Here is a 24,583-nt window from a genome sequence, read left to right as displayed (position 1 = left end):
GTCAGCCTCCGATTATCAGGGGAACGATCATGTCCTGAAAGAACGCAACCAGTGTCTGGGTCATGAAGCCCATGGACAGCCAGAACACGAGCACGATAGCCGCGAGTTTTGGCACAAAAGTCAGTGTCATCTCCTGGATTGATGTCAGGGCCTGCACGAGACCAATGGACACACCGGTTACAAGTGCTGCTGTCAGAATCGGTATCGAAATAATGACAGCAATCCACAGGCCGTGGCGCAGGGTATCAAAGAAGATGATCTCATCAGCCATATCAGACAGGCATCCTCAGAATTTCCTGATACGCTTCGACGACTTTATTGCGGACGGAAACTGCGGCTTCGACGGCAAGTTCAGTCTGCGCAAGCGCCTGAACAAGTGCATGTGGATCCGCATCACCAACCATTGCGGTTTTTGCAACTTCCTCACTTTCGGCGAGCGTCTGGGCGAAATCGAGCGCCACATTCTGCACCGCCTGCGCCATACCCGCTTCTTCGGGTTTGGGCTCGGTTGCAGGCCGCGCTTGTGCATAACTCTGAATCGCGGAACTGGCGCGCGAATCTGTAAATTTCTGAATGGCTGAGACAGCTTTCATATCCATTCTGGATCTCCTTATGTCAGCGTGTTTTTCTCACGCAGTCTTGTCGGTTACTTTCGCAGCAGCTCCATCAGGCTGCCGGACATTTTCCGCGTTTGTTCAAATACTTTCAGGTTGGCTTCATACCCGCGCTGCGCCTCACGCGCGTCGGCGAGTTCAATGAGCAGATCAACATTGGATCCGTCAAAATAGCCGCTCTCGTCTGCCATCGGATGCGACGGGTCGAAAACCCGTTCAAGGCTGGTGCGGTCAAGCCGGACCCGGCTTGTTTCAACTTCAGAGACATTACTGTCAGCGTTGAAAGACGTTTCAAACGAAATCATCTTACGCCTGTAACCAGGTGTGTCTGCGTTCGATATGTTTTCAGCAAGATGGCGCAACCTTGTCGCCTGCGCCTGCAGGCCGCTGGTGGTCACGCTCAGTGCTTTGGCAAATTCACTCATACTGTTACTCCGGAATTAAGAGCGGCTCAGAGTAGCGCGCAGAATCGTCATGGAAGATTTGTAGATTGCGAGCGCCCGGTCGTGCTGACGCTTTGCATCCAGCGAACGGAGCATCTCGTTTTCCAGCGAAACTGTGTTTCCGTTGGGCGCTTCGGGCGATGAGCGGTCAAGAATCGGGCCTGGCATCTGACCTGCGACAGCACCATGCATATGCAGGCTGCGTGTGGCACGCTGCGACAGGCCACCAACGACGCTCTCATCATTTCTGAAACTTTCGGCAAATGGGATAACGCCCTGTGCTTTATAATCGGGCGTGTCCGCATTAGCGACATTCTGCGCGGCAACGGCCTGTTTCTGGCCGGCATGAACTGCCATCGCATGTGACATCCGGAAGACATCAAGATTTTCAAACATCGGGGCTTCTCCCTCGTGTGGTTTCATCAAGGCTTAACTGTGATTCCTTTAGAAAGAGTTTGCGGAAACAAAAGGATCGACATGTCACAGCATATTCCTTTCGAAGATCTCACCGCGCAGATCATGGAGTTGAACCCGGTTCGGGCGATTGGACGCGTCAGTCGCGTTGAGGCCGGACTGATCCACATCAGAGGGCTTGCGGGCAAAGCCCGTATTGGCGATCTCGCCGTTGTCTACCGCCTTGGCGAACCGCTCTCCGGTGAAATCCTGCAGCTTGACGGGGATGAACTGGTGCTGTTGCCGGATCAAAGTCCGGACGGTGTTGCGCTGAACGACCGCGCTGCTCTTTTACAGGCGCGCGGTATTGCGCCGTCTGATTCCTGGGTTGGACGGATTATCGACCCCTTCGGCAATCCACTTGATGGGAAACCGCTTTTGAGGGGATCTCTTTCACGAAGCCTCCGGAATGCGCCCCCCGATGCGGCACAACGCCGTGCAATGGGAGAGCGTATGAATACAGGTCTCACTGTGCTGAATACACTTCTGCCTGTGGTGCAGGGGCAGCGCATCGGGCTGTTCGCAGGTTCCGGGGTTGGAAAATCCAGTTTGCTGGGTCATCTCGCGCAGAATATGACGGCGGATATCGTTGTGATTGCGCTCATTGGCGAACGTGGTCGGGAACTCCGGCACTTTATTGAGGAGGTTCTCGGTGAAGAAGGACTTAAGCGCGCTGTCGTGATCTGTGCGACCTCAGATCAGTCGCCCCTGATCAGAAGAAGATGCGCCTGGGCGGCCATGTCGGTTGCAGAACATTTCAGGGATCGGGGATCGTCAGTTCTTTTTCTGGCAGATTCGATAACCCGTTTTGCTGAAGCACACAGAGAAGTCGCGGTAGCGTCTGGTGAAGCACCTGTTTTGCGTGGGTTCCCCCCTTCGACCGCGCATCTGATCATGTCGCTTTGCGAACGAGCCGGGCCGGGTGCAAGGATGCAGGGAGATATCACCGGCGTTTTCAGCGTGTTGGTAGCTGGGTCAGACATGGACGAACCGGTTGCAGATATTCTCAGGGGTGTGTTGGATGGACATGTCGTGCTGGACAGAAGTATCGCTGAACGCGGGCGCTACCCGGCCATCGATGTGTTGCGATCCGTGTCAAGAAGTCTGCCCGCAGCAGCCACCGAGAGTGAAAATGCACTTCTGGCGCAGGCGAGGCGGCTGCTTTCTGTCTACGACGAGAACGCGATGATGATACGCGCCGGACTATATTCTGCTGGAAGTGATCCGGAAGTTGATGCTGCAATTCAGATCTGGTCAGAGCTGGATATTTTTCTGTCCAAGACCGAAAAGCAATCTATCGATCATAGCTTCACACAACTTGAACTGGTTCTGCGCCGCACTCGTTCGCAAATCCCTGCCCGAACCGCCGGTCGTCCGCACTCGGCGGCATAAAGATTTGCGATCAGGATTGGAGAAGCGCCAGCGCAATGGATGCAGACGAAGTATTGGCAGAAAACGCATCAATCTGCGACCGGACAATATATTTCTGAATGGCATCATCAATGATTTCAGGGTCGGCAAAGATGCTGACATCGTCGCTTCCGAAAACCTGTCTTGAGCGCTCTTTAAAAACTACCAGCTGCTGGTCAATATCGACCTGACCGAATTCTGCTGGCAGGTTGAGTGCTTTTTCGAACAACGAGCGCAACGGAGGTTCACCCATTATCGTGAACCACTTCGCATCGTTTGATATGTCCCTGACATCGATGTCCTCGAGCAGAAACTGGCCGTTCGAGACAACCACTTCTCCTGCGAAATCTATGTCATCCGGAATTTTGAAATTCGATTCAATATAAAGGTCGTTGATGACGGTAGCGAAGCCAAAATCATTTGCCCGAAAATCTTCTGCAATTCCAAACCCAAAAGCACGGGAGAAATTTCGGTATTGAGGATTCTCAAGGGTACTCCCAAAGGCAGTATCCGAGATACTTCCTTCAACAAGAACCTGTCTGATTTTTTCAAGTTCCAGACTGACAGGCTGTTCAGCTGTCGGCACAAAACTGACGATCGCTTCGTAGTCTTCGTTCAGGCCGAAAGCGCCAAGGGCAACTTTGAGAAGTCTGGTGTCAGCCAGCAGGTCATCCACGGTCTCGACCTGACCTATGAACAGATCAAAATACTCTGTGTCGTCCGACACCGATGCCGCGAACCTGTCCACAGCCTCTGCAACTTCTTCTGCTGCGAGTCGTTCCGGGGACCTGGTCGCCGGAGCGGCAAGTTCACCAAGTTTTCGTTGAGCATAAAGGGCAACCCGCATGGTGTTGTCCTGATCCCCGGCCGCCACCTCAAAGCTGTTGGCCGTATAAAGCGCCGTTATGCGATTGGTCAGACTGGCAGTGCCAATCTGACTGGTTTCACCGGGACCGAGCCCAAAAGCTTCGACAAATTCGCTATACCGTGTGTCTGAAAAACGGTTCGCAAGGGCATCGTCGTTTGTCGAACCTTCCTCTAGCATTTTTCTGATAAAGAAGCGGTTATCAATATCTTCCTGAAGGCCAAAAGCACCCAGTGCAACTTCGAGAAGGCGGCGATCTGACACAAGGTCTTCCGCGGTACGGACATTGGTGATGTTCTCTTCGAAATATGCGATCGCACGTGATTGCACGGCGGATTCTGAGAACGTTTTAAGTTGGGAATCGTAAGTACGCTGAAGAAACGACCAGCCTCCGAGCCCCGACGAAGGAATAATCGGGGTGAACATCAGCTGGGCCGCGCTGCAAGAAGACGGTCTTCGCGGGGCAGCAAAGCTCTGAGCGCTTTCAGTGCCCTGTAGTGTTCTTTTTGCACGAGCCCTTTGGTTGCTTCGGCCAAGACATTCCTGCTGTCAGGATCAGTAAACACCTGACTCAGGTCTTCAATCTGGCGCAAGAGCGGAAGGTGCGCATCCTCAGGTGACTTATCACCGGAAAGGACAAGCTGCATGGCAAAGCATGCGCGCCGCACCGGCGTCTTTGCATCTTCAGGATGGATTGCATCGCGCAGACGCAGAATATTCGCGTCCGGCGTCATGATGGACAACCGGCTTCTGCGGTCACCATTCTCGATAACGACACCGTTTATCAGGACGCGTTCTTTGGGGCTGAGTTTCAAAACCAATCCGCTCATTGTTTTCCAGCCTCCTGTTTTAATCCTTTGAGAACCGCAGCATTGATTTCCAGCAAGGGAACCGCGTTGTCTTGTTTCATCAGAACTTTGGACGTGTGTTGCCGGGTAAAGTCCGCAAGATAGAAAATGCGTGCTCTGAGTTCCTCGGGGAGCAGATTTTCAGGGTTTGCGACATCAATTGCCAGCGCTGTCCAGAGCTTGTTGTTGTCATAAAGCGCTTCCGCGAGCGCGTTATAGTTCTTTGATTTTACCGCAGCCTTCAATCGGTGCGAAATACGTGCGATCACTTCATACTCGATACTACGGGTCGTTTTTGTTGGCGAGTTTACTGGGGAGTAAGCACGTTGCGCCTGAGCATAAGCATTCACGATAAAATCCAGTACCTGTTATTTCTCACTTCGGGATTTCAGGGGCGCGTCATGACGCGCCCCTGAATTTATCGGATTACCGGAACAGCGACAGGATTGTCTGCGGAGCCTGGTTGGCAATCGACAGCGCCTGTACACCCAGCTGCTGCTGTGTCTGCAGGGCCTGCAGTTTGGCCGAAGCTGCTTCCATGTCCGCGTCAACCAGCGTACCGATACCGGACTTCAGACCATCGATCAGGTTGCTGACGAAGCTGGACTGAGCTTCGATACGGCGACCGTCAGAACCCAGCGATGCAGCCGAGTCGATAGACGTCTGGATCAGGCTTTCAATCGAAGCCAGAGCTGCGGTTGCACCGTCAGCAGTAGATACATCGATAGTTGCCAGGTCGGCCAGACCACCACCGGATGTACCGCCGAGGTTTTCCGCCACTGCAACGCCCAGTGTGTTCGCCGCAACGTCAGTGTTGGCCACTGTGATCGCGCCGGTCGTTGTGTTCTGGGTGAAAGTGGTGTTTGTGAAGCCGTTCGCCGTAGCATAGTCGTTCATCTGCTGAAGCAGATTGTTGCTGACATCCAGCTCGGTATCACCGTCAGCAGCGACATACTCAAAGTTCACTGCTGTGGTTCCCCACTCACTCGCAGCAGCACCTGTCAGGGTGATGCGATAGGAAGCACCTGCTTCAGCTCCACCAGCCGTAAAGCCGATGACCGGTGTCGCACCTGCCGGACCAACGGCCGCAGCAGCAGATGTGGTGATCAGATCACCCGCAGCACCAACAGCTGTAGAACCGAACACAGCGGCGCGTGTATCGAGGTCCTGCTTCGCAACGCTGATGTTGCTTGCTGTGACAGTACCGTCGCCACCGCGGTCAAGCGAAGACAGAATGTTTGCAGTGCCCGAACCTTCAACATTGCTGTCGTTTTTCAGCAGGTTCAGACCGTTGAACTGGGCTGCGCCAACAATGCTGGAGATCTGATCGCGCAGAGCTTCAATATCCGTCTGGATTTTTGCACGGTCAACGTTCTCTTCCTGAGAGTTTACGATCTTGCCTTTGATTTCGGTCAGCAGATCTGTGACGCTCTCAGCCGCGTTGAGGGAAACACCAACTGTCGCCTGGCCGAGGCCCAGCGAGTCGGAAATGGCCTCGAAACCGGAAACGTCGGAAGACATAACCTTGGAAATCGCCCATGTCGCCGCGTTGTCTTTCGCGCTTTCAACTGTTTTACCAGTCGAAATCTCGCTCTGGACTTTGCCGAGGTTCATGTTGATGGATTTCAGGGTCTGCAGCGCAACCATTGCGCTGTTGTTGGTAAGAATACTGGACATCAGTAATGTTCCTTTGATCATTCACGCTTTGCGTGGTTTATGGCCGGTCGGAAATCCGCCCGGTTTGAAACAGTCTTTCTGACCAATGCAGCCACCAGTTCCTGGAGGTGCGCCATTCGCGATCGAATGCGAGGTGCAAAAGACCCTTCAAAGGCTAACGAAGTCCTAAATCGCTCTTTCCCAATACGTCTGTTTTTAGACAAATTCGGTTTCAAGCACGCTTTTCGAGTGATGATTCCTTATTCATATCAATAGTTTGACGCTTTCCACTTTCATCATACGTATCAAGGGAATCGCGAACGCGACGCAATGCAGCAAGGCGTTGGGACACAGACTTTATCCCCTGCAAGGCGTGGTCAAGAAGGGCCTGATTGCGCTTAACCTTGGTATTCAGGTTTTCCAGCTGCGCCGTTTCGCCTGCCTCAAGTTGCGACAAAAGATCAATAAGAGACTCTTTTCGCTCCAACAGGCGGCCCACCTGTTCCAGGTCGCCTTCGAGCAGTGCTCTTTTCTCCGCATCGAGAAGGTCATCGAGTTCACCGATGACTGCTGCAAAGTCATTGTCCGTCATTCTGTTTCTCCTTCAGAGACTGGAAAATTGATTCGCTGAGCCCGATGCCACCGGCACGGACCATCTGCATTGCCTGTTCCTGCAGAAGAAATGATGAAAACTGGTCTTCACCGGAGCCGCCGCCAAAGTGATCGCTGGTTTTCCCAAGTCCTGCTGATTTCAGCATTTCCGCCAGAAAACCTGCCTCAAGTTTTTCGGCGGCCTCCCTCAGAGCATGATCTTTCAGGGTCGGAGGCTGCACCGGCTGTGCTGCTGGTTGAATAACTGACATCTGGGTATCTCCAATTGCATCTATTTTTTCCGATCATCCGCGAAACCGGTAAAGATGCGGTAACCAACGTCCGTCATAAGAGCGCCGAGCGACGGAAGAACTCCTGGAGAACGAGATGTTGGAAATTCCATTTGTAAAAGCACCGTCCGGCGCATCACGCGCGGAATCATCATCAGTGTCAGCGGCCCGGGGGAACGACACCGAAGCGCCACAGGACGACTTCGACACCGTAATGGCCGAAGAAAACGACACGGCGGACAGCTCAACGGCTGAGACCCAGACGAACGAGACAGACGACGGCAAAGAGGCGTCTGCCAAGTCTGATGGCACAGAAGAAAAGCTTGGGTTGGGAAGTGAAGCAAAGGCAGCGGTTGATGAGGATGTGGAAGCTGCCGACGCCGCGGTCTTCGATACAGACGTTGATGATCCAGTTGACGCACCAGTTGAGACAGAAAAGAAACCGGCCAAAGCGGGACAACCGGTGTCTGAACTCGCATTTCTTCAACAAACCAACCCACGCATTGTGACTGCGGACGACGGTGGTGAGCGCCGGGCAACGATCCCTGTCGAGGCGACCGAACAGATAGCAAAAAACACAGACGTGAAAACCGATGTGACGCAGCCAGCCACGGAGCCTAAAATCAGGCAGGGACTGGTCGGGACGGAAACGCCCGCAAGTGCCAGAGGTGACATGCAACAGACGCGTGTTGATGTGAGACAACGCGAGACGCCTGACCCGGTAAATAAGAGTGCTCCGGTTCGGGCAACTGAAACTGAACCTGCAATCACAAACAAACCGGATATCCCTGCTGCGCAGCCGGGCCTCGACAGAAAACAGATCAGGCGCATAGCAGAGTTCGAATCCAGCGTGAGGAATGAAACGCCCGCCATCGCAGCAAATAGACTGCGCAGCCCGGCGACGGCGATTCCGACAGGCACAATGCCCGTGATGCAGAACAAGGATCTTTCGGTTTCAGCGATACCCAAAGGAGAGGTATTTGACCTGCAGCCCGTTGCAGGCACAGCCTCAGAAATAACAACCCAGTCCGATCCAAGATCAGCCGCGGCGTCCTCTCTAAGCCAGACACTCGCGCGCGCGGAAACACCCGCAATGATTGCGCGTCAGATGGCGGAAGTGTTGCAAAAGATGCCCGACAAGCCTGTTGAGCTCATGCTCAGCCCCCGCGAACTTGGGAAAGTGCGCATGAGCATCGCGGCCAGCGAAAACGCCATCACGGTGACGGTATTGGCGGAACGGCCGGAAACACTGGATCTGATGAAACGCAACATTGATCAGCTGGCCCGCGAATTTCAGTCGCTGGGTTACGAGAGTATCGACTTTGCATTTTCAGAAGGACAACAGCAGACCGGTAGCGATTCTGAGCAGCAGAGCACGCAGCAAGACACACTCTTTGTGAACCATGATGCTGCCGGGGTTGATGATGAAAATGTCATTCCGCCAGACCAAATCACAATGGTCACCGACACCGGCGTAGACATCAGATTGTAAGGCAGGACAATGGACGTAAATACAGTAGCGACACCGCAGGCCCAGCAACAGGCGTCAACAAACGCAGGCTCGCAATCATCTTCGGTTATCTCATCAGATTTTGAGACATTTCTGCAGATGCTCACAGCGCAGGCCCGTTTTCAGGACCCGCTCGAGCCAATCGACTCGTCTGAATACGCAGCTCAGCTCGCTCAGTTCTCCATGGTCGAGCAGCAGGTCTTGTCAAACGATCTGTTAACAGAACTGAGCAATCGTCTTGGCGCTGGCAACATTGCCGAAATGGCCGGATGGATCGGTATGGAGGCGCGAACCACAGCGCCAGTACAATTTGATGGAGCACCCTTGACGGTTGTGCCCTCACCGGATCCCGGGGCGGATGAGGCTGTTCTGGTTGTTTATGATGACGCCGGAAACGTGGTGCAGCGCAGGCAGATTGCGACTGACGGTATTCCCTTTGAATGGGATGGGGTCAGCGCCGATGGATCTGAGATTGCGCCCGGCGCCTACAACTTTGCCGTGGAAAGCAAAGCTCTAGGTGAGGTGATCGCAACGACACCTGCTGAAAGCTACGCACGGATAACCGAGGCACGGCAGCAGGGCGGTGAAACGGTACTTGTCCTGAGCAGCGGTGCAGCGGTTTCGACATCTCAGATCAACGCGTTGCGGGAGCCTGTTTTATCTGAAACGGAAGCGCCCGTCTGATCACAGATCCAAAAGCTGCAATCCGGCATAGAGCGGGAGCATAAAAAGCCTGCGGGCGCCGCCAAATGGAAAGATCTGCAGCGGATCTCCAACGATTTTAGGCTCCAGGTCTGGCTGCCTGCCGGAGATAAGATCAGCAAGAAGTTTGCCGGTGAACGTACCCATAGCAACGCCGTTGCCGTGGTAGCACATTCCCGCCCAGATGCCCGGAGCACCGGGGACCAGACCGGCAAAAGGCATGCGTGAGCGGGAGAGGCATACCAGACCGGACCAGCTGGCCTCGGTTTCAGCATCTGCCCACGCAGGAAACATGCGCTCGAAATCACGCCGCGCACTGCGCCGCGCTCTGTGTTCCGCCAAGGGTCCGGAAAAAATGCCGCCCCGCATGCCGAACAGGAATCGGTTGTCCGGCATCAAACGGAAATAATGGAGGAGATTGCGCGTATCGAAACTCATCTGCCGCGATGTCCAGCCCTGCGCATCCAGCTCTGCCGGTGACAGGGGGCGTGTCACCAGAACATTAGACTGCGTTGGCAGGTACCGCCCGGCGAGCCAGTCTGGCAGATCTTCGGAAGAATACCCATTGGTAGCAATGATGACCTGTTCCGCCGTGACGGTACATCCATTCACATCCAGGGCTCTACGCGACCCGTGCGAAGAAATATGCGAAACAGGGCTGCCGTGAAATACAACCGCTCCGTGACGTTCTGCGGCTGCCGCCAGCCCATCCAGATACTTTCGCGGGTTCAGTCCAAACCCGATTGGCACGGTCAGCGCGCCGTGAAATCCGGCCGACATTCCCTGCGTGGCCAGCTCATGTGCTTCGTGCAAAACCGGTTCAACACCGTAATTTTCCTGAACCGAACGCGCGTAATCCCGCAAGCCTTTCATATCGCGAGCTCTGTGCGCCAGAGCGGTTTCCCCGTCGGAGTGCCGATCAACATCCAGACCTTCGTCCGTAATGATGCTGTCAACCAGCTCAACCGCGCATTTTTCCGCCTGTCGCCACTCAAGCCGTGCAGGTTTTCCGTAGCGGCGATCCAGAAGACCATCATCCGCCTTTGATCCGCCCAGACAACAAAACCCACCGTTGCGGCCAGAGGCACCCCATCCAACATATCGGGTTTCCAGCACAGCCACCGACGCACCCGCACGGGCCAGATGAAATGCCGCGGAAATGCCGGTAAAACCGCCGCCTACCACAACAACGTCAAAAAAGGCGCTCTCCTGTACGGCCGGACGGTCCTGCATTTCGGACGTTTCATCCCACCAGCAGCCGCTGCGCGGACCATCGCCATAGGCAAAGTCCGGAAAGATCCGCTTCATGCCGTGCGGGCCGCCGCCTGTTCGTCCCGTTTCTGGCGCAGCGTATTCCGTTTGGAGACCAGCGAAGCGCTGATCACACCAATCGTGACAATCGCGATCATCAGGGTCGAAAGCGCGTTGATTTCCGGCGAAACACCAAGCCTCACGGCTGAGAAAATCTTGATGGGCAGGGTCGTCGCGGAGGGCCCCGCTGTGAACGACGCGATCACCAGATCATCAAGGCTGAGCGTGAAGGCAAGCAGCCACCCGGAAATCACCGCAGGGGCAATGATGGGCAAAGTCACAAGACGGAATGCCTCAAACCCAGTGCACCCCAGATCGAGCGCTGCTTCTTCGAGTGAACGGTCGAACGTCAGCAGGCGGGATGACACAACGACGGAAACATAGCACATCGCGAAAGTGGTATGCGCCAGCACAATTGTCAGGACACCGCGGTCAAGACCAATGCCGATAAAGAGCAATAGCAACGATAACCCGGTGATCACTTCCGGCATAACCAGCGGGGCGTAAATCATGCCGGAAAAGACTGTTCGGCCCATGAAACGGCCGCCCCTCACCAGAACATACGCGGCCATCGTTCCCAGAACGGTCGCCAGCGTAGACGACAGCACCGCGACCTTCAGCGTCACCCAGGCTGCGTCGAGAAACGCCTCATTCTGAAGAAGCTCTCCATACCATTTGGTTGAGAAACCTGCCCAGACGGTCACCAGTTTGCTTTCGTTGAAGGAATAGATGACCAGAATGACCATCGGCAGGTAAAGAAACGCGAACCCGAAGCTCAGAGAGGTGACATTGAACCAGCTCAGTCTGTTCATTGCTCCGCCTCCGCCTGACGTTGCTGGTTCCGCTGGAACAGCACGATCGGAATAATGAGGATCAGCAGCAGGATCACTGCAACAGCGCTGGCCACCGGCCAGTCACGGTTGTTGAAGAACTCTTCCCACAGGACCTTGCCAATCATGAGGGTACCGGATCCGCCCAGCAGGGAGGGGATTACAAATTCGCCCAGCGCCGGGATGAACACCAGAAAACTGCCCGCCACAATGCCATTCCGTGACAGCGGAATTGTCACCAGCCAGAAGGCCTGCAGCCGTGAACAGCCCAGATCTTCGGCAGCTTCGATCAGTGATCCGTCCAACCGGTCGAGGGCCGCGAAAATCGGCAGGATCATGAATGGAAGATAGGTGTAGACGATGCCGATGTAGACGGCCGTTGTCGTGTTGAGAATGGTGAGTGGCTCGCCGATCAGCCCTGTCCACAACAGAAACTGGTTCAGGAAACCTTCCTGGCTCAGGATACCCATCCATGCATAAACGCGGATCAGAAAGGACGTCCAGAACGGCAGGATCACCAGCATCATCAGCGTCGGGCGCCATTCTTCAGGGGCCCGCGCCATGCCATAGGCCATCGGGTATCCGACCAGCAGGGTCAGCACCGTGGAAATGACGGCGATCTGCAAAGAACTCAGGTAGGCTTTCCAGTACAGGTCGTCCGATGCAAGAAAGGCAAAGTTCTCAAAATCCAGCGCTTTGAAAAAGGGGACAAAGCCGTCCGACAAGGTCGGCGTGTAGGGCGGAATGGCCAGTTCGACGTCCGACAATGAAATCTTGAAAACGATCAGGAACGGCACCAGAAAGAGGGCAAGAAGCCAGGCGTAGGGCACTGCAATGAGGATCAGCCGTTGCATTGCTGTCTCCCCCTGTGATGTTCCGCAAAGCCATTCATTGTGCCAGCAGAACCCCTGCCGTCGCGGTCCAGCTCAGCCAGACCGTATCTTCCCAGGTGAAACTGCGGCGTGAGACGCGCCTGGTGTTGGCAGTCTGCGCTTTGATGATCTGACCATCCGGCAGTTCGACATGGTAAGTCGAGATATTGCCCAGATAGGCGATATCGAGCACCTTGCCCTGAACTGCATTATCTACGCCCTCCGGCTGCTCGGCATGGATGCTCACCTTTTCCGGTCGGATGGCGAGGTGGCATGTCTGGTCCGTTGCAAACGGTCTTTCGGACACTGCAACAAGCGGCGGCACGTCACCTGATCGCGCGATGTTGTACCGCTGTCCGCCCGCTGGCGTCGCAGAGCCGCGGATAATGTTTACGTCCCCGATAAAGTCCGCAACATACACGCTGTCGGGCGCTTCATAGATCTCTTCAGGCGTTGCGACCTGCATGATGCGGCCCTCATCCATCACAGCGACGCGGCTGGCGACCGTCATCGCTTCTTCCTGATCATGCGTCACGATCACAAAGGTGGTTCCGGTTTTCTCCTGGATATCCATCAGTTCAAACTGAGTGGCTTGGCGCAGTTTGGCGTCAAGTGCGCCGAGCGGTTCATCAAGCAGCAGGAGCTTTGGTGCCTTGGCCAGGCTACGTGCCAGCGCCACACGCTGGCGCTGACCACCGGAAATCTGGTGCGGCTTGCGGCGTGCGAATTTCTCCAGGCGCGTGAGTTTGAGCATCTCCGCAACACGGTCATCAATGTCATGCTTCGGCATGTTCCCGCGTCGCAGCCCAAAGGCGATATTCTCGTAGACGCTCAGATGCGGAAAAAGCGCATAGGACTGGAACATCATGTTCACGGCGCGTTTGTTGGGCGGCACAGGCGCAATGTCCTGACCCGCCAGCTCGATCACTCCGCTTGTCGGCGTCTCAAACCCGGCGAGCATCCGCATCATGGTCGTTTTTCCGCATCCGGACGGACCAAGCAGCGCAAAAAACTCACGTTCAAAAATGTCGAGGGTCAGATCATCAATCGCTGTGAAATCGCCAAACTGTTTGGTCACGTTGCGAAAGCGGATCAGTGGCTTTTCGGTGGGATCATCCCAGGGCGCAAAAACGGATTCCGGCACGGTTTGTCCTCGTTTCGCCCGCAGGCCGGGCGGATGCAAAAAGGGCGGCCCGCCTGGGAGCCGCCCCGATTGTCACAGGCTCAGGTGCCTGATTTGATCTTTGTCCAGAGCCGGGTGACGACCCGCTGAACTTTCGCCGGATAGGGCGTAGTTGTGTAGAGGTTCTCCAGCGTCGCCTCATCAGGATAGATGGCCGGATCACCGATCACATCCTCTTCCAGCATCGGCTGCGAGGCCAGGTTGCCGTTCGCATAGTAAACATAGTTGGACGCATCAGCCATGTTCTGCGCGTCCATAATAAAGTTCAGGAACGTGTGCGCAGCTTCCGGGTTCGGCGCATCTGCCGGGATAGCCATCTGGTCGAACCACATCAGCGCGCCTTCGGACGGTGCGTTGTAGGCGATATCAACCCCGTTTTCGGCCTCTGCCGCACGATCACGCGCCTGCAGGATGTCACCGGACCAGCCGAATGCAACGCAGATGTCGCCGTTTGCCAGTGCGTTGATGTATTCAGAGCTGTGGAATTTCTGGATGTGTGGGCGGACGCCCGCCAGAACCGCTTCTGCCTTGGCGATCACGTCCGGGTCATGGCTGTCCGGATCCTCGCCGATGTATTTTAGAGCAGCCGGGATCATTTCGGACGGGGCATCCAGGAAATGCACGCCACACTCTGCCAGCTTTTCCATGTTGGACGGCTCGAAGATCAGGCTGAGCGATCCAACGGGTGCATCTTCACCCAGAAGTTCGGTAACCTTGCCGGTGTTCACACCAATACCGGTCGTGCCCCACATGTAGTTGATGGAATAGGCATTGTCGGGGTCGTATTGCACGGTACGCTCTTTTACCGTGTCCCACATGTTGGCCAGGTTGGGCAGCTTTGACGCGTCCAGCTTCTGGAAAGCACCGGCAGCGATCTGGCGCTGCAGGAAAGTACCGGACGGCACGACGACGTCATAGCCCGATCCGCCTGCGAGCATTTTCGTTTCAAGAACTTCGTTGCTGTCAAAAACGTCATAGACGAGGTCGATGCCTGTCTCTCTCTCAAACTTTTCCAGCAGCGCTTCGTCAATATAGTCCGACCAGTTGTAAACCCGGACTTCGTCGGCTGCTGCGGCGGATGCGATCAGCGCCACAGCTGCACTGCTCATCATGAGCTTCTTCATATCATACTCCCGTTGATGCAGACCGGGTTGGTCCCGGTTCGGCAGAATTTGATCAAGTTTTGCCTGTCACGGCAAGATGCTTTATGCTTTCATGCGATGACAGGCTGCGCAAGGCACCTGCAGCGAGACCCGGGAAATAGCAGAGGCGGTCGGATCCGAATGCTTACGAACGAGGCACTTTCAGGCACCCGAGCCTCAGCCGGCCGGCCTGCGCATCAGTCTGTTTACGAGCAGCTGCGCGATCTCATTCTTTTTGGTGAGCTGGCACCGGGTCAGGCGGTCACCATTCAGGGCCTGACGCAGGAACTTGGAGCCGGTATGACGCCGGTGCGCGAAGCGATCCGCCGGATGACCTCAAACGGCGCACTCAGCATGCAGGGAAACCGCCGGATCATCGTACCTGAACTGACACAGGGTTGCATTGAACAGCTTGAATTTATAAGAATATCTCTCGAACCGGAGCTGGCTTTGCGCGCAGCGGGGCGCGCGACACCGGCGCTGATTGATGCCCTCAGAACGTGCGATGACGCATTGAACACCGCCATCTCTCACGGTGATATCCGCGGATATCTCACGCAGAACTACAGGTTCCACGCCTGTCTTTACAGCGCGGCCGATGCGCCGATTCTTGAGGCCACAGCAGACCGGCTGTGGCTGCGCTTCGGACCTTCTTTGCGGGTGGTGTGCGGACGGTTCGGCACAGCAAACCTGCCAGACAAACATGCGGAGTTGCTTGAAGCGCTCGAAGCCGGTGATCCGGCAGCGACAGCAGAGGCCCTCAGGGGAGATGTTGAGCAGGGTATGCGCCAGATCCGCGAAGCACTTCAGGACATCAGCACCACCCGGTGATTCGATTGACTCTGAAAAATTTGATCATATTCTGCGCATCACCTGACCTCGTCCCATCCAAGCAATGCAGGAAGCCCAATGCCAGCGATCACGAACCATCTGCCGACGGCTGAACTCCAGGCACTGGATGCCGCGCACCACATGCATCCCTTCACTACAAACGACGAGCTTGCATCAAAAGGCGCGCGGGTCATCACGCGTGCTAAAGGCGTGTACCTGACGGACAGCGAAGGGAATGAAATCCTCGATGGTATGGCTGGCCTGTGGTGTGTGAACATTGGCTACGGGCGTCATGAGATGGCCGAGGTGGCCGCCCGCCAGATGCAGGAACTGCCGTACTACAACACGTTTTTCATGACGACGCATGTCCCGGCAATCGCACTGGCGCAGGAAGTCACAAAACTGGCGCCCGAAGGTATGAACCACGTGTTTTTTGCAGGCTCCGGGTCTGAGGCGAACGATACCAATATCCGCATGGTTCGCACCTACTGGGCGGAAAAAGGCAAACCAGCCAAATCGCATATCATCAGCCGCAAAAACGCCTATCACGGATCTTCGGTCGGTTCAGGCAGCCTGGGAGGGATGACGTATATGCATGCGCAGGGGGGCATGCCGATCCCCGGCATCCACCATATCGGCCAGCCGGACTGGTGGTCGGAAGGCGGCGATATGACCCTGGAAGAGTTCGGCCTGAAACGCGCGCAGGAACTCGAAGAAAAAATTCAGGAGCTTGGCGAAGACAGTGTAGCCGCCTTTATCGCGGAACCGGTACAGGGCGCCGGCGGCGTTGTTGTGGCGCCGGACAGCTACTGGCCGGAAATCCAGCGGATCTGTGACAAATATGAAATCCTGCTGATTGCAGACGAAGTGATCTGTGGATTTGGGCGGACCGGAAACTGGTTCGGCAGCCAGACCATGAACATCCGGCCGCACATCATGACGATCGCCAAGGGTCTGAGCTCCGGATATCAGCCCATTGGCGGGTCGATTGTCTGTGACGAGGTGGCAGAGGTGATCGGTGCGACCGAGTTCAATCACGGGTATACCTATTCCGGCCACCCGGTGGCCGCGGCGGTCGCACTGGAAAATCTGCGCATCCTGCAGGAAGAAAGCATTCTGGACCATGTACGCAACGTTGCGGCCCCTGCACTCCGGGCCGGTCTCGAAAAGCTGGCCGAGCACCCGCTTGTGGGCGGTCTGAACATCAAAGGCATGATGGCATCACTGCCTCTGACACCGCACAAGGAGAGCCGCGCGAAATTTGCGGGCGAGGCCGGCACAATAGGATACATGTGCCGCGAGCGATGCTTCGCCAATAACCTGGTCATGCGGCACGTCGGAGACAGGATGATCGTATCTCCGCCACTTATCATCACGCCCGAAGAGGTTGATGTCTTTATGCAGCGTGCCCTCAAAGCGCTGGATGAAACATGGGCCGAGGCGAAATCACAGGGTTTGCTCAAATCGGCATCCTGACCGGATCAACGTTGCACAGACCGCAGATTCGCCTGACTGAAGCATCAATCTTCTACAGGACAATTCACTGATAGCGCTAAAAACTGCAGCACAAGTGTCGGAAATTCGCGATTTATCAGCGCATTTGGGTCAAATGCTGTTGTAACAACATCCAGCGTGGCTAATTGCTTGCGTCATGGCGGCTGTGTGTTGTTAGCTGTCATCCGAACAAGTGCGGAAAACCGCCAGAAAACGGAACGGGGAGCCACACGTGGCAGACACAAGCAATGCAGACGCGTTCGTCGAATTCGAGCGGGTGCAGAAAAGCTATGACGGCGAAAACTTGGTCGTAAAAGATCTCAACCTTTTCATGCCAAAGGGCGAGTTCCTGACAATGCTCGGGCCGTCCGGCTCCGGCAAAACCACCTGTCTGATGATGCTGGCCGGGTTTGAAACAGCCACCCATGGTGACATCCGCCTCGACGGTCAGTCGATCAATAACATCCCGCCGCACAAACGCGGGATCGGCATGGTGTTCCAGAACTACGCACTGTTTCCGCATATGACAGTGGCCGAAAACCTCTCTTTTCCGCTCGAAGTGCGCAAGATGGGCAAGTCCGAGCGCGAGGAAAAGGTCAAACGCGCGCTGGATATGGTGCAGATGGGTGCCTTTGGCGGTCGCCGTCCCGCGCAGATGTCGGGCGGTCAGCAACAGCGGATCGCGCTGGCGCGCGCCCTCGTGTTTGAGCCAGAGCTTGTCCTGATGGACGAACCGCTCGGCGCACTCGACAAGCAACTGCGCGAAACGCTGCAGTTCGAAATCACCAACCTGGCGCATGATCTGGGGATCACCGTGGTCTACGTGACCCACGACCAGACCGAGGCGCTGACCATGTCCGACAGGGTTGCGGTGTTCGATGACGGACGCATCCAGCAGCTTGCGCCGCCTGACAAGCTTTATGAAGAGCCGGAAAACAGCTTCGTTGCGCAGTTCATCGGCGAGAACAACACGCTTGAAGGTGTGGTGAAGGAAATCAAAGGCGACAATTGCCTGGTGCAGCTTGACGGCGGCGAAGTCATTGATGCCAAACCCGTCAATGTAACGGCTTCCGGGGATCGCACACGCGTGTCGATCCGGCCAGAGCGGGTTGAATACAACAAGGACCGTCTGAGCCCGGATGCCCATACGCTCAAGGCGGAGGTTCTTGAGTTTATCTACATGGGCGACATCTTCCGCACCCGCCTCCGCGTTGCCGGAACCGAAGAGTTTGTGATCAAGACACGGAACGCGCCGGATGTGGAGCGCCTGAAACCCGGACAACAGATCGAAATCGGCTGGCTGCCGGAAGATTGCCGCGCGCTCGACGCCTGAGTGCTGCGAAAGGAATGTCGTGCTCTTCGGGGCCCGATTGAAAAGAGGTGGAGGTCAGACCCGTTGCCCCCACCCGACAAAATACCAAACGGGACAAAAACTGGGAGAATATCAATGAAACTCACCAAGACACTGCTGGCGACCACTGCACTGACTGTTGCAGCTGGTATGGCCACCGCAGACGGCCACATGGCCAGCGAAATGACGATCGTCAGCTGGGGCGGCGCCTATTCCAACTCGCAGCAGCAGGCCTATCACAACCCCTACATGGAAAAGACCGGCGTCAACATAATCAACGATGAAAGCTCCGCCGAAGCAGTGGCCAAACTCCGCGCCATGAACGAAGCGGGCAACGTCACATGGGATGTGGTCGACGTGGTTGCGGCTGATGCGATCCGCCTGTGCGACGAAGGTCTGGCAATGGAGATTGACCCGGACGAGCACCTCGCCGCAGCACCCGATGGCACATCCGCCGAGGATGATTTCGGTGACCTGCTGGTCTCCGACTGCTTCATACCGCAGATCGTGTATTCCACAACATTCGGCTACCGCACTGACATGGTTGGCGACACACCGCCCACATCGGTCTGCGCCGTATTCGACACCGAAGCCTATCCGGGCAAGCGCGCGCTCGAAAAGCGCCCGATCAACAACATGGAATGGGCTCTGCTCTGTGACGGCGTTGCCAAAGAAGACGTCTATGACGTTCTGGAAACGGACGAAGGTCAGCAACAGGCGCTCGACAAACTGGCGACCATTAAGGACGACGTAATCTGGTGGTCCGCAGGCGCGGACACACCCCAGCTGCTGGCAGACGGTGAAATCGTTATGGGTTCGACCTACAACGGTCGTCTGTTCTCGGTGATCGAAGAGCAGAACCAGCCGGTTGCAATGCTCTGGGACGCGCAGGTGTTTGACCTTGACGGCTGGATCATTCCCGCTGGTCTGAGCGATGAGCGCAAGGCGCGCGCGCTGGACTACATCTACTTTGCGACAGACACACAGCGTCTGGCGGATCAGGCCAAATACATCAGCTATGGCCCGGCACGTGCGTCTTCCGCACCGCTGGTCTCCACACACGCTGATCTGGGCATCGACATGGCACCGCACATGCCGACAGATCCGAACAACGCCAAGAACACGTTCCTTTATAACTACGAGTTCTGGGCGGACTACCGCGACGACATCGACGCGAAGTTCCAGGCCTGGCTGGCACAATAAGCCGGTTCCGGCTCTTCTTCACGGAAGGGGCGGTCAGCCGCCCCTTCCCACCGGACGACAGGGGGAACGAAAAATGCCCAAAGGCTATATCATCGGTCACGTCACAGTGAAAAATCCCGAGGCCTACAAGGAATACGTTGAACGCGACACGCCGATCCTGCTGGGTCTGGGCGGAAAGTTCATCGTACGGGGCGGACAATCCGAGGTGCCGGAGGGCGAGAGCCTGGAGCGCCATGTCGTTATCGAATTTCCGTCATACGAGGCCGCTCTCGCCGCCTACAATGACCCCGAATACCAGGAAGTTGCCGACATCCGCCGCCGCAACGCCGACAGTACAATCATTGTGGTCGAGGGTGCCTGAATGAGTGACGCAGCTGAACAGACGGGCCCGATGCTCGCGGCCGACGGCCGGCCCCTGAAGGCAAGCCTGAACCGCGCCCTGAGGCGGCAGAAACTGCGTGCGCTGATGCTGATCGCGCCGCTGCTGATCTTCGTGCTGGTGACATTCATCGCGCCGATTGCGGACATGCTCTTTCGCTCGGTCGAAAACCAGATCGTCTCGGACACGCTGCCGCGGACAACGGCCGAACTGGCGGACTGGGATTCCTCTGCCGGAGAGCTTCCGCCAGCAGAAACGTTTGAAGCGCTCTATAAGGATATTTTCATCGCCACAGAGCGGAAGCTGCACACCCGCCTTGGGTCACGCCTGAACTATGAGCTGACCGGTGTGTCCTCGCTCTTCCGGAAATCCGGCCGCAAGGTCGAGGATATGGGCGAAGTGTACCAGGACCAGTTCGAGGACCTGAACAAGTTCTGGAAAAAGGGTGAAAACTGGAGCCAGGTAATGGGCAGCGACGCCTGGAACGCTGCAATGGCGGGCTGGGACGACAAAAGCGATACACCGCAGCCGCCGTTTGAAGCCCGTTCCGAAATTGCCGCGATGCTGCCGGAAACAGCGGCCATGTATGCGGTTTTCGCCGATTTTGTTCAGAACGAAGACGAAGACAATCTGACCAAAGAAGACCCCTGGGCCATTGTTTATTCGGCACTTTATGCCGACTTCAGCGCTGGTGCTGACGTGTCCGGCTACGCAGGTCCGGGCGCATCTGAGCTACAGGAAGCCGAAGCCACCGTCGCAGAATTTGAGTTTGTCGACTACCCGGCCGCCTTTGAGGACGTAGACGAGGACTGGCACGACATCGAGGTCTGGCAGACGATCCAGACCTATAGCCCGGATTTTACCAGCGGCTACTTCCTGAATGCGGTCGACATGAAGAAGACCCAGGACGGCCCCGAAATGCGTCCTGACAACGAACAGATCTATATCAAGCTCTTCATCCGAACGCTCTTTATGTCGCTCGTGATCACCGGCAGCTGCATCCTTCTGGGCTATCCGGTCGCCTGGATCCTTGCGAACCTGCCAGCGCGGACCGCCAACCTGCTGATGATCCTTGTGTTGCTGCCCTTCTGGACCTCGCTGCTGGTGCGGACATCCGCGTGGAAGGTCATGCTGCAGCAACAGGGCGTGGTGAATGACACGCTCGTCTGGCTGGGACTGGTTGCCGATGACAGCCGTCTGGCGCTCATCAACAACCAGACAGGTACGATCATCGCGATGACTCACATCCTGCTGCCCTTTATGATCCTGCCGCTTTATTCGGTGATGAAGACCATTCCGCCCAGCTATCTGCGCGCGGCGAAATCGCTGGGTGCCACCAACTGGACAGCCTTCTGGCGTGTTTACTTCCCGCAGTCAGTGCCGGGCATCGGCGCGGGCTCAATCCTCGTCTTTATCCTGGCCATCGGATACTACATCACCCCCGAGATCGTGGGAGGCACAACGGGCACGTTCATCTCGAACCGGATCGCCTATCACATCTCCAGTTCGCTCAACTGGGGGCTGGCTGCCGCGCTTGGGGCAATCCTGCTGGCGGTGGTTCTGGGGCTTTACTGGGCCTACGACCGCATCGTCGGCATCGACAACGTGAAACTGGGAGGCTGATGCAATGGTCGCTCTGACACCTGTATCCCGCACCGAACCGTCTTTCTATGTTCCGGTCGTGGCCGCGTTTGGCGCATTCGGCGGCCTCTTCGTTGGCACTGCGCAGGGTAGCGGCCTGCTGGGCATTGTGCTTGGCGCGGTTCTCATGGCTGCTGCGGCCTTTGTGCTGACTAAAGTGATCCGCAATGAAAAGGCCGGCCGATGGGGTTTTGTGGTCCTGCTGGCCGCCGCCGGTTTCGCCTTTGGCGGCATTCCGGCCGGTATCATCGGTGCAGCCTTTGGCTGGTTCTTCGGCTGGGTCAGCTTCTGGCTCTACGAATCCCGCTACCGCCAGCACCTGGTGCCCTATCTCACGCCGGGTCAGGTGCTCTGGCACTACACCTTCCGCGTGATCTGTGGCGCGATCCTCGTGTTTCTGATCACACCGATCATCGTTGTGATGCCACTGAGCTTTAACGCCGAGGACTTTTTTACCTTCACACCGGAAATGCTGCGGTTTGATCCGGCAGGGTATTCGCTGAAGCACTACGAGGACTTCTTCACAAATTCGGACTGGCAGGGTGCACTGGCGAACTCCGTCAAAATCGCCCCGGTGGCGACATTGCTGTCTGTCAGCTTCGGCACCCTCGCAGCGATCGGTTTGAGCCAGGCGCATGTGCCATTCCGTCGCGCGATTATGGCCATCCTGATCTCGCCTATGATCGTACCTCTGATCATCTCTGCGGCGGGCATGTACTTCTTTTACAGCCGGATCGGCCTGCAGGGCACCTACATCGGCGTTGTGCTCGCACATGCGGCCCTGGGTATCCCGTTCGTGATCATCACCGTGACCGCCACACTTGTCGGTTTTGACAATTCGCTGACCCGGGCAGCAGCCAACATGGGCGCCAACCCCGTCACCACCTTTTTCCGGGTGCAGATGCCACTGATCCTGCCGGGTGTGATTTCAGGGGGGCTGTTCGCCTTTATCACATCGTTCGATGAGGTGGTTGTGGTGCTCTTTGTGGGATCCGCCGGACAGAAAACACTGCCCTGGCAGATGTTCACCGGCCTGCGGGAACAGATCAGTCCGACAATTCTGGCTGTGGCAACGATCCTTGTGATCATCTCTATTGGTCTGCTGACTGTTGTCGAATTACTGCGTCGACGGTCGGAGCGTCTGCGTGGTATGAGCCCCGGATGATCAGAAGACTTCCAATTTCTGTCGCTGTCTTTTGCGCGGCGACGGCAAGTACTGCAGACCCATCTCTCGAGTGCAGCCTGATGACAAAGTCGCAGGTAGAAACAGCCGACTGTCTGACAGAGACAGAAAAAGCAGCCGAAAGCGCGCTTGAGGTCATTCTTGGCTTTGCAACTGACTCAGCGCAGGAACTGGACAAAGTCGCGGGCAGAACCTTTGCTGTGCCGGCACTGCAGGAATCCCAGGCCGCCTGGGAAGCCTGGCGCGACGCTGAGTGCAACTACGCGGGCTCGCTCTTTGGCGGCGGGTCGGGAACCGGCATCGAAATCCGGTCCTGCCGGATTTCGCTTACCCGCGAACGGACACAGGCGCTGATTGAACGGTTCCGCTGACGTTCAGCGCAGTTTTTGCAGCAGGCTCAGTGACGCGTACCCATCGGGTGTCAGGCCACGCGACCGCTGATAGGCGCGCACAGCGGCAATCGTGTTCGGTCCGATCCGCCCATCAACGCCCTGCGTGCTGAACCCAGCCCGCGTAAGGCGTTCCTGCAGTTCCCGGCGTTCGGCGCGGGTCAGCGCACGGCCATCTGACGGCCAGTCAGCTTTGAACTCACTGCCACCACGGATCCTGTCACTCAGATGGCCGACGCCGATCACATAGGCATCCGCCGCGTTGTAGCGTTCAATCGACCGGAAATTGCTGAAGATCAGCAGCGCGACCCCATCAGCACCGGCCGGCAGCAGCAGGGATGCGCGGCCGTGGTTCGGCACCTGCCGGCCTTTCATATCCACCACACCAAGCCGGGCCCATTGCGCTGGTGTTTTAGTGACCTTGCGGTTCGCCAGTGCGTAGTCAAAACCCCGCGGCACCTGAACTTCGACGCCCCAGGGCTGGCCTTTGGTCCAGCCGGACTTGTTCAGATACGCCGCCGTCGAGGCCAGCGCATCCACCGGATCATCTGCCCAGATGTCCCGCCGGCCGTCACCGTCAAAATCAACCGCAAAGGCCAGGTACGACGTTGGGATAAACTGGGTGTGGCCCATCGCCCCCGCCCAGCTGCCGGTCATATTGCGCGGGCTTGTGTCGCCGTTCTGCAGAATTTTCAGCGCGGCAATCAGCTGCTCTTCGAAAAACGCGCCCCGTCGCCCGTCAAAGGCCAGCGTTGCCAGCGAACCGATCACATCATTGCTCCCACGGAACACGCCATACCCGCTTTCAAGGCCCCAGACGGCAACAACTACTTCTTTTTCAACACCATACCGCCGTTCAATCGCTTCCAGTGTGCGGCGGTGCTCTTTCAGTGCCGCCTTGCCGTTGCGGATGCGCCGGTCAGAGACGGCACTATCGAGATACTGCCAGATGGTTTTGGTGAACTCCGACTGATTGCGGTCGCGTTTGATGACGTCCGGGTCGTAGCGGACGTTCCGGAATGCCGCCTGCAGTGTCGCGTTGCTGATCCCCTGCGCCCGGGCACGCCGCTGGAAATTCTGCACCCAGCGGTCAAAACCAGCCGGCGAAGCAACCTGCACAACCGCGGGTGAAGGCTCGCCTGCCCCGCGCGTGGCAGGGCGCAGTTTCGGACGGGCTGCGGTTGCCATCAGAGGAACCGCGTTGTTCACGACCGGTTCAGGGGCAGAGGCCGGCCGGACCACGGGCCTCGGCGACTGGATGGTGTTCTGTGCCTCTGCCACACCCGTCAGGGCGAGCCCGGCGGTCAAAAGTCCTGCGCTCCAGATCTTCCACTGCATGTTGATATCCTGCTGCTCGGTTCATTTTTATTGGTTGCTATTCTAGCGAATCTG

27 protein-coding genes are annotated in these 24,583 nt (G+C 56.7%); 11 read left to right on the top strand and 16 right to left on the bottom strand.

The features are described from left to right. Position 1: 1 nt before the first annotated feature. Genes AB4K19_RS17475 through AB4K19_RS17460 form a run of 4 tightly spaced genes read right to left on the bottom strand, consistent with a single transcriptional unit; the run spans position 2 to position 1,453 of the window. Positions 2–271, bottom strand: a complete 270-nt coding sequence (locus tag AB4K19_RS17475; protein ID WP_375229539.1) for a flagellar biosynthetic protein FliQ — start codon at positions 269–271, stop codon at positions 2–4. 1 nt (position 272) lies between these two features. Continuing rightward, positions 273–599 (bottom strand): flagellar hook-basal body complex protein FliE, encoded by a 327-nt coding sequence (gene fliE / locus AB4K19_RS17470; protein WP_375229538.1) that lies wholly within the window; start codon positions 597–599, stop codon positions 273–275. 47 nt (positions 600–646) lie between these two features. Further along, positions 647–1,039, bottom strand: coding sequence for a flagellar basal body rod protein FlgC (gene flgC / locus AB4K19_RS17465; RefSeq protein WP_375229537.1), 393 nt, complete (start codon positions 1,037–1,039; stop codon positions 647–649). A 15-nt stretch (positions 1,040–1,054) separates the two neighbouring features. After that, positions 1,055–1,453, bottom strand: coding sequence for a FlgB family protein (locus AB4K19_RS17460; protein WP_375229536.1), 399 nt, complete (start codon positions 1,451–1,453; stop codon positions 1,055–1,057). A gap of 81 nt (positions 1,454–1,534) precedes the next feature. Here AB4K19_RS17460 and AB4K19_RS17455 point away from each other — a divergent pair, with 81 nt between their 5' ends. Beyond that, positions 1,535–2,902, top strand: coding sequence for a FliI/YscN family ATPase (locus tag AB4K19_RS17455; RefSeq protein ID WP_436399551.1), 1,368 nt, complete (start codon positions 1,535–1,537; stop codon positions 2,900–2,902). 10 nt (positions 2,903–2,912) lie between these two features. On the opposite strand, the gene AB4K19_RS17450 is transcribed toward AB4K19_RS17455, so the two are convergent. The 6 genes from AB4K19_RS17450 to AB4K19_RS17425 form a co-directional block, all read right to left on the bottom strand. Then, positions 2,913–4,211 carry a DUF1217 domain-containing protein gene (locus tag AB4K19_RS17450; protein WP_375229535.1) on the bottom strand — a complete coding sequence of 433 codons (1,299 nt, stop codon included), beginning with the start codon at positions 4,209–4,211 and terminating at the stop codon, positions 2,913–2,915. After that, positions 4,211–4,615 (bottom strand): flagellar biosynthesis repressor FlbT, encoded by a 405-nt coding sequence (gene flbT, locus AB4K19_RS17445; protein WP_375229534.1) that lies wholly within the window; start codon positions 4,613–4,615, stop codon positions 4,211–4,213. The genes AB4K19_RS17450 and flbT overlap by 1 nt, the downstream gene beginning before the upstream one ends. Continuing rightward, positions 4,612–4,983: a flagellar biosynthesis regulator FlaF gene (gene flaF / locus AB4K19_RS17440; RefSeq protein ID WP_375229533.1), complete on the bottom strand. Its 372-nt coding sequence runs from the start codon at positions 4,981–4,983 to the stop codon at positions 4,612–4,614. Before flaF ends, flbT begins: the two co-directional genes overlap by 4 nt. Before the next feature lie 76 nt (positions 4,984–5,059). Further along, the gene (locus AB4K19_RS17435) at positions 5,060–6,310 is read right to left on the bottom strand and encodes a flagellin (RefSeq protein WP_375229532.1); all 1,251 of its coding nucleotides are present in this window, start codon (positions 6,308–6,310) and stop codon (positions 5,060–5,062) included. 211 nt (positions 6,311–6,521) lie between these two features. Further along, positions 6,522–6,881 carry a flagellar biosynthesis protein FlgN gene (locus AB4K19_RS17430; protein WP_375229531.1) on the bottom strand — a complete coding sequence of 120 codons (360 nt, stop codon included), beginning with the start codon at positions 6,879–6,881 and terminating at the stop codon, positions 6,522–6,524. Continuing rightward, positions 6,868–7,152 carry a rod-binding protein gene (locus tag AB4K19_RS17425; RefSeq protein ID WP_436398440.1) on the bottom strand — a complete coding sequence of 95 codons (285 nt, stop codon included), beginning with the start codon at positions 7,150–7,152 and terminating at the stop codon, positions 6,868–6,870. The genes AB4K19_RS17430 and AB4K19_RS17425 overlap by 14 nt, the downstream gene beginning before the upstream one ends. Before the next feature lie 115 nt (positions 7,153–7,267). Here AB4K19_RS17425 and AB4K19_RS17420 point away from each other — a divergent pair, with 115 nt between their 5' ends. Together AB4K19_RS17420 and AB4K19_RS17415 are read left to right on the top strand one after the other, a co-directional pair. Next, positions 7,268–8,662: a flagellar hook-length control protein FliK gene (locus AB4K19_RS17420; RefSeq protein ID WP_375229529.1), complete on the top strand. Its 1,395-nt coding sequence runs from the start codon at positions 7,268–7,270 to the stop codon at positions 8,660–8,662. A gap of 9 nt (positions 8,663–8,671) precedes the next feature. Then, positions 8,672–9,364, top strand: coding sequence for a flagellar hook capping FlgD N-terminal domain-containing protein (locus AB4K19_RS17415; protein WP_375229528.1), 693 nt, complete (start codon positions 8,672–8,674; stop codon positions 9,362–9,364). On the opposite strand, the gene AB4K19_RS17410 is transcribed toward AB4K19_RS17415, so the two are convergent. From AB4K19_RS17410 to AB4K19_RS17390, 5 genes are all read right to left on the bottom strand, one after another. Then, on the bottom strand, positions 9,365–10,690 hold the full coding sequence (locus tag AB4K19_RS17410; protein WP_375229527.1) for an NAD(P)/FAD-dependent oxidoreductase: 1,326 nt from the start codon (positions 10,688–10,690) through the stop codon (positions 9,365–9,367). Further along, positions 10,687–11,505, bottom strand: a complete 819-nt coding sequence (locus AB4K19_RS17405) for an ABC transporter permease (RefSeq protein ID WP_375229526.1) — start codon at positions 11,503–11,505, stop codon at positions 10,687–10,689. The genes AB4K19_RS17410 and AB4K19_RS17405 overlap by 4 nt, the downstream gene beginning before the upstream one ends. After that, complete coding sequence (locus AB4K19_RS17400; RefSeq protein WP_375229525.1) at positions 11,502–12,377, bottom strand: ABC transporter permease subunit; 876 nt, start codon at positions 12,375–12,377, stop codon at positions 11,502–11,504. Before AB4K19_RS17400 ends, AB4K19_RS17405 begins: the two co-directional genes overlap by 4 nt. 34 nt (positions 12,378–12,411) lie before the next feature. Continuing rightward, entirely contained in the window at positions 12,412–13,539 is a 1,128-nt protein-coding gene (locus AB4K19_RS17395; protein WP_436398436.1) for an ABC transporter ATP-binding protein, read from the bottom strand. 80 nt (positions 13,540–13,619) lie between these two features. After that, positions 13,620–14,702, bottom strand: a complete 1,083-nt coding sequence (locus AB4K19_RS17390) for a polyamine ABC transporter substrate-binding protein (RefSeq protein ID WP_375229523.1) — start codon at positions 14,700–14,702, stop codon at positions 13,620–13,622. Between the two features lie 159 nt (positions 14,703–14,861). Between AB4K19_RS17390 and AB4K19_RS17385 the strand changes: the two genes are divergently transcribed. The 8 genes from AB4K19_RS17385 to AB4K19_RS17350 all read left to right on the top strand — a co-directional run bounded on the left by AB4K19_RS17385 (position 14,862) and on the right by AB4K19_RS17350 (position 23,173). Then, positions 14,862–15,551, top strand: coding sequence for a GntR family transcriptional regulator (locus AB4K19_RS17385; protein WP_375229522.1), 690 nt, complete (start codon positions 14,862–14,864; stop codon positions 15,549–15,551). A gap of 78 nt (positions 15,552–15,629) precedes the next feature. After that, on the top strand, positions 15,630–17,027 hold the full coding sequence (locus AB4K19_RS17380; protein WP_375229521.1) for an aspartate aminotransferase family protein: 1,398 nt from the start codon (positions 15,630–15,632) through the stop codon (positions 17,025–17,027). A gap of 250 nt (positions 17,028–17,277) precedes the next feature. Continuing rightward, complete coding sequence (locus AB4K19_RS17375; RefSeq protein WP_375229520.1) at positions 17,278–18,378, top strand: ABC transporter ATP-binding protein; 1,101 nt, start codon at positions 17,278–17,280, stop codon at positions 18,376–18,378. 114 nt (positions 18,379–18,492) lie between these two features. Then, positions 18,493–19,599 carry an extracellular solute-binding protein gene (locus tag AB4K19_RS17370; RefSeq protein ID WP_375229519.1) on the top strand — a complete coding sequence of 369 codons (1,107 nt, stop codon included), beginning with the start codon at positions 18,493–18,495 and terminating at the stop codon, positions 19,597–19,599. A 73-nt stretch (positions 19,600–19,672) separates the two neighbouring features. Beyond that, the gene (locus AB4K19_RS17365; protein ID WP_375229518.1) at positions 19,673–19,960 is read left to right on the top strand and encodes a DUF1330 domain-containing protein; all 288 of its coding nucleotides are present in this window, start codon (positions 19,673–19,675) and stop codon (positions 19,958–19,960) included. Further along, the gene (locus AB4K19_RS17360) at positions 19,961–21,601 is read left to right on the top strand and encodes an ABC transporter permease (RefSeq protein WP_375229517.1); all 1,641 of its coding nucleotides are present in this window, start codon (positions 19,961–19,963) and stop codon (positions 21,599–21,601) included. 4 nt (positions 21,602–21,605) lie between these two features. Beyond that, complete coding sequence (locus AB4K19_RS17355; RefSeq protein ID WP_375229516.1) at positions 21,606–22,784, top strand: ABC transporter permease; 1,179 nt, start codon at positions 21,606–21,608, stop codon at positions 22,782–22,784. A gap of 80 nt (positions 22,785–22,864) precedes the next feature. Next, a complete protein-coding gene (locus AB4K19_RS17350) occupies positions 22,865–23,173 on the top strand; it encodes a lysozyme inhibitor LprI family protein (protein ID WP_375229515.1) in 309 nt (102 codons plus the stop codon). A gap of 3 nt (positions 23,174–23,176) precedes the next feature. On the opposite strand, the gene AB4K19_RS17345 is transcribed toward AB4K19_RS17350, so the two are convergent. Then, complete coding sequence (locus AB4K19_RS17345) at positions 23,177–24,529, bottom strand: lytic murein transglycosylase (RefSeq protein ID WP_375229514.1); 1,353 nt, start codon at positions 24,527–24,529, stop codon at positions 23,177–23,179. Between the last annotated feature and the right edge of the window lie 54 nt (positions 24,530–24,583).

The sequence above is a fragment of the Roseobacter phycocola genome (assembly GCF_042055075.2).
GTDB lineage: Bacteria > Pseudomonadota > Alphaproteobacteria > Rhodobacterales > Rhodobacteraceae > Roseobacter.
This window is presented reverse-complemented; position numbering and strand designations above follow the sequence as displayed.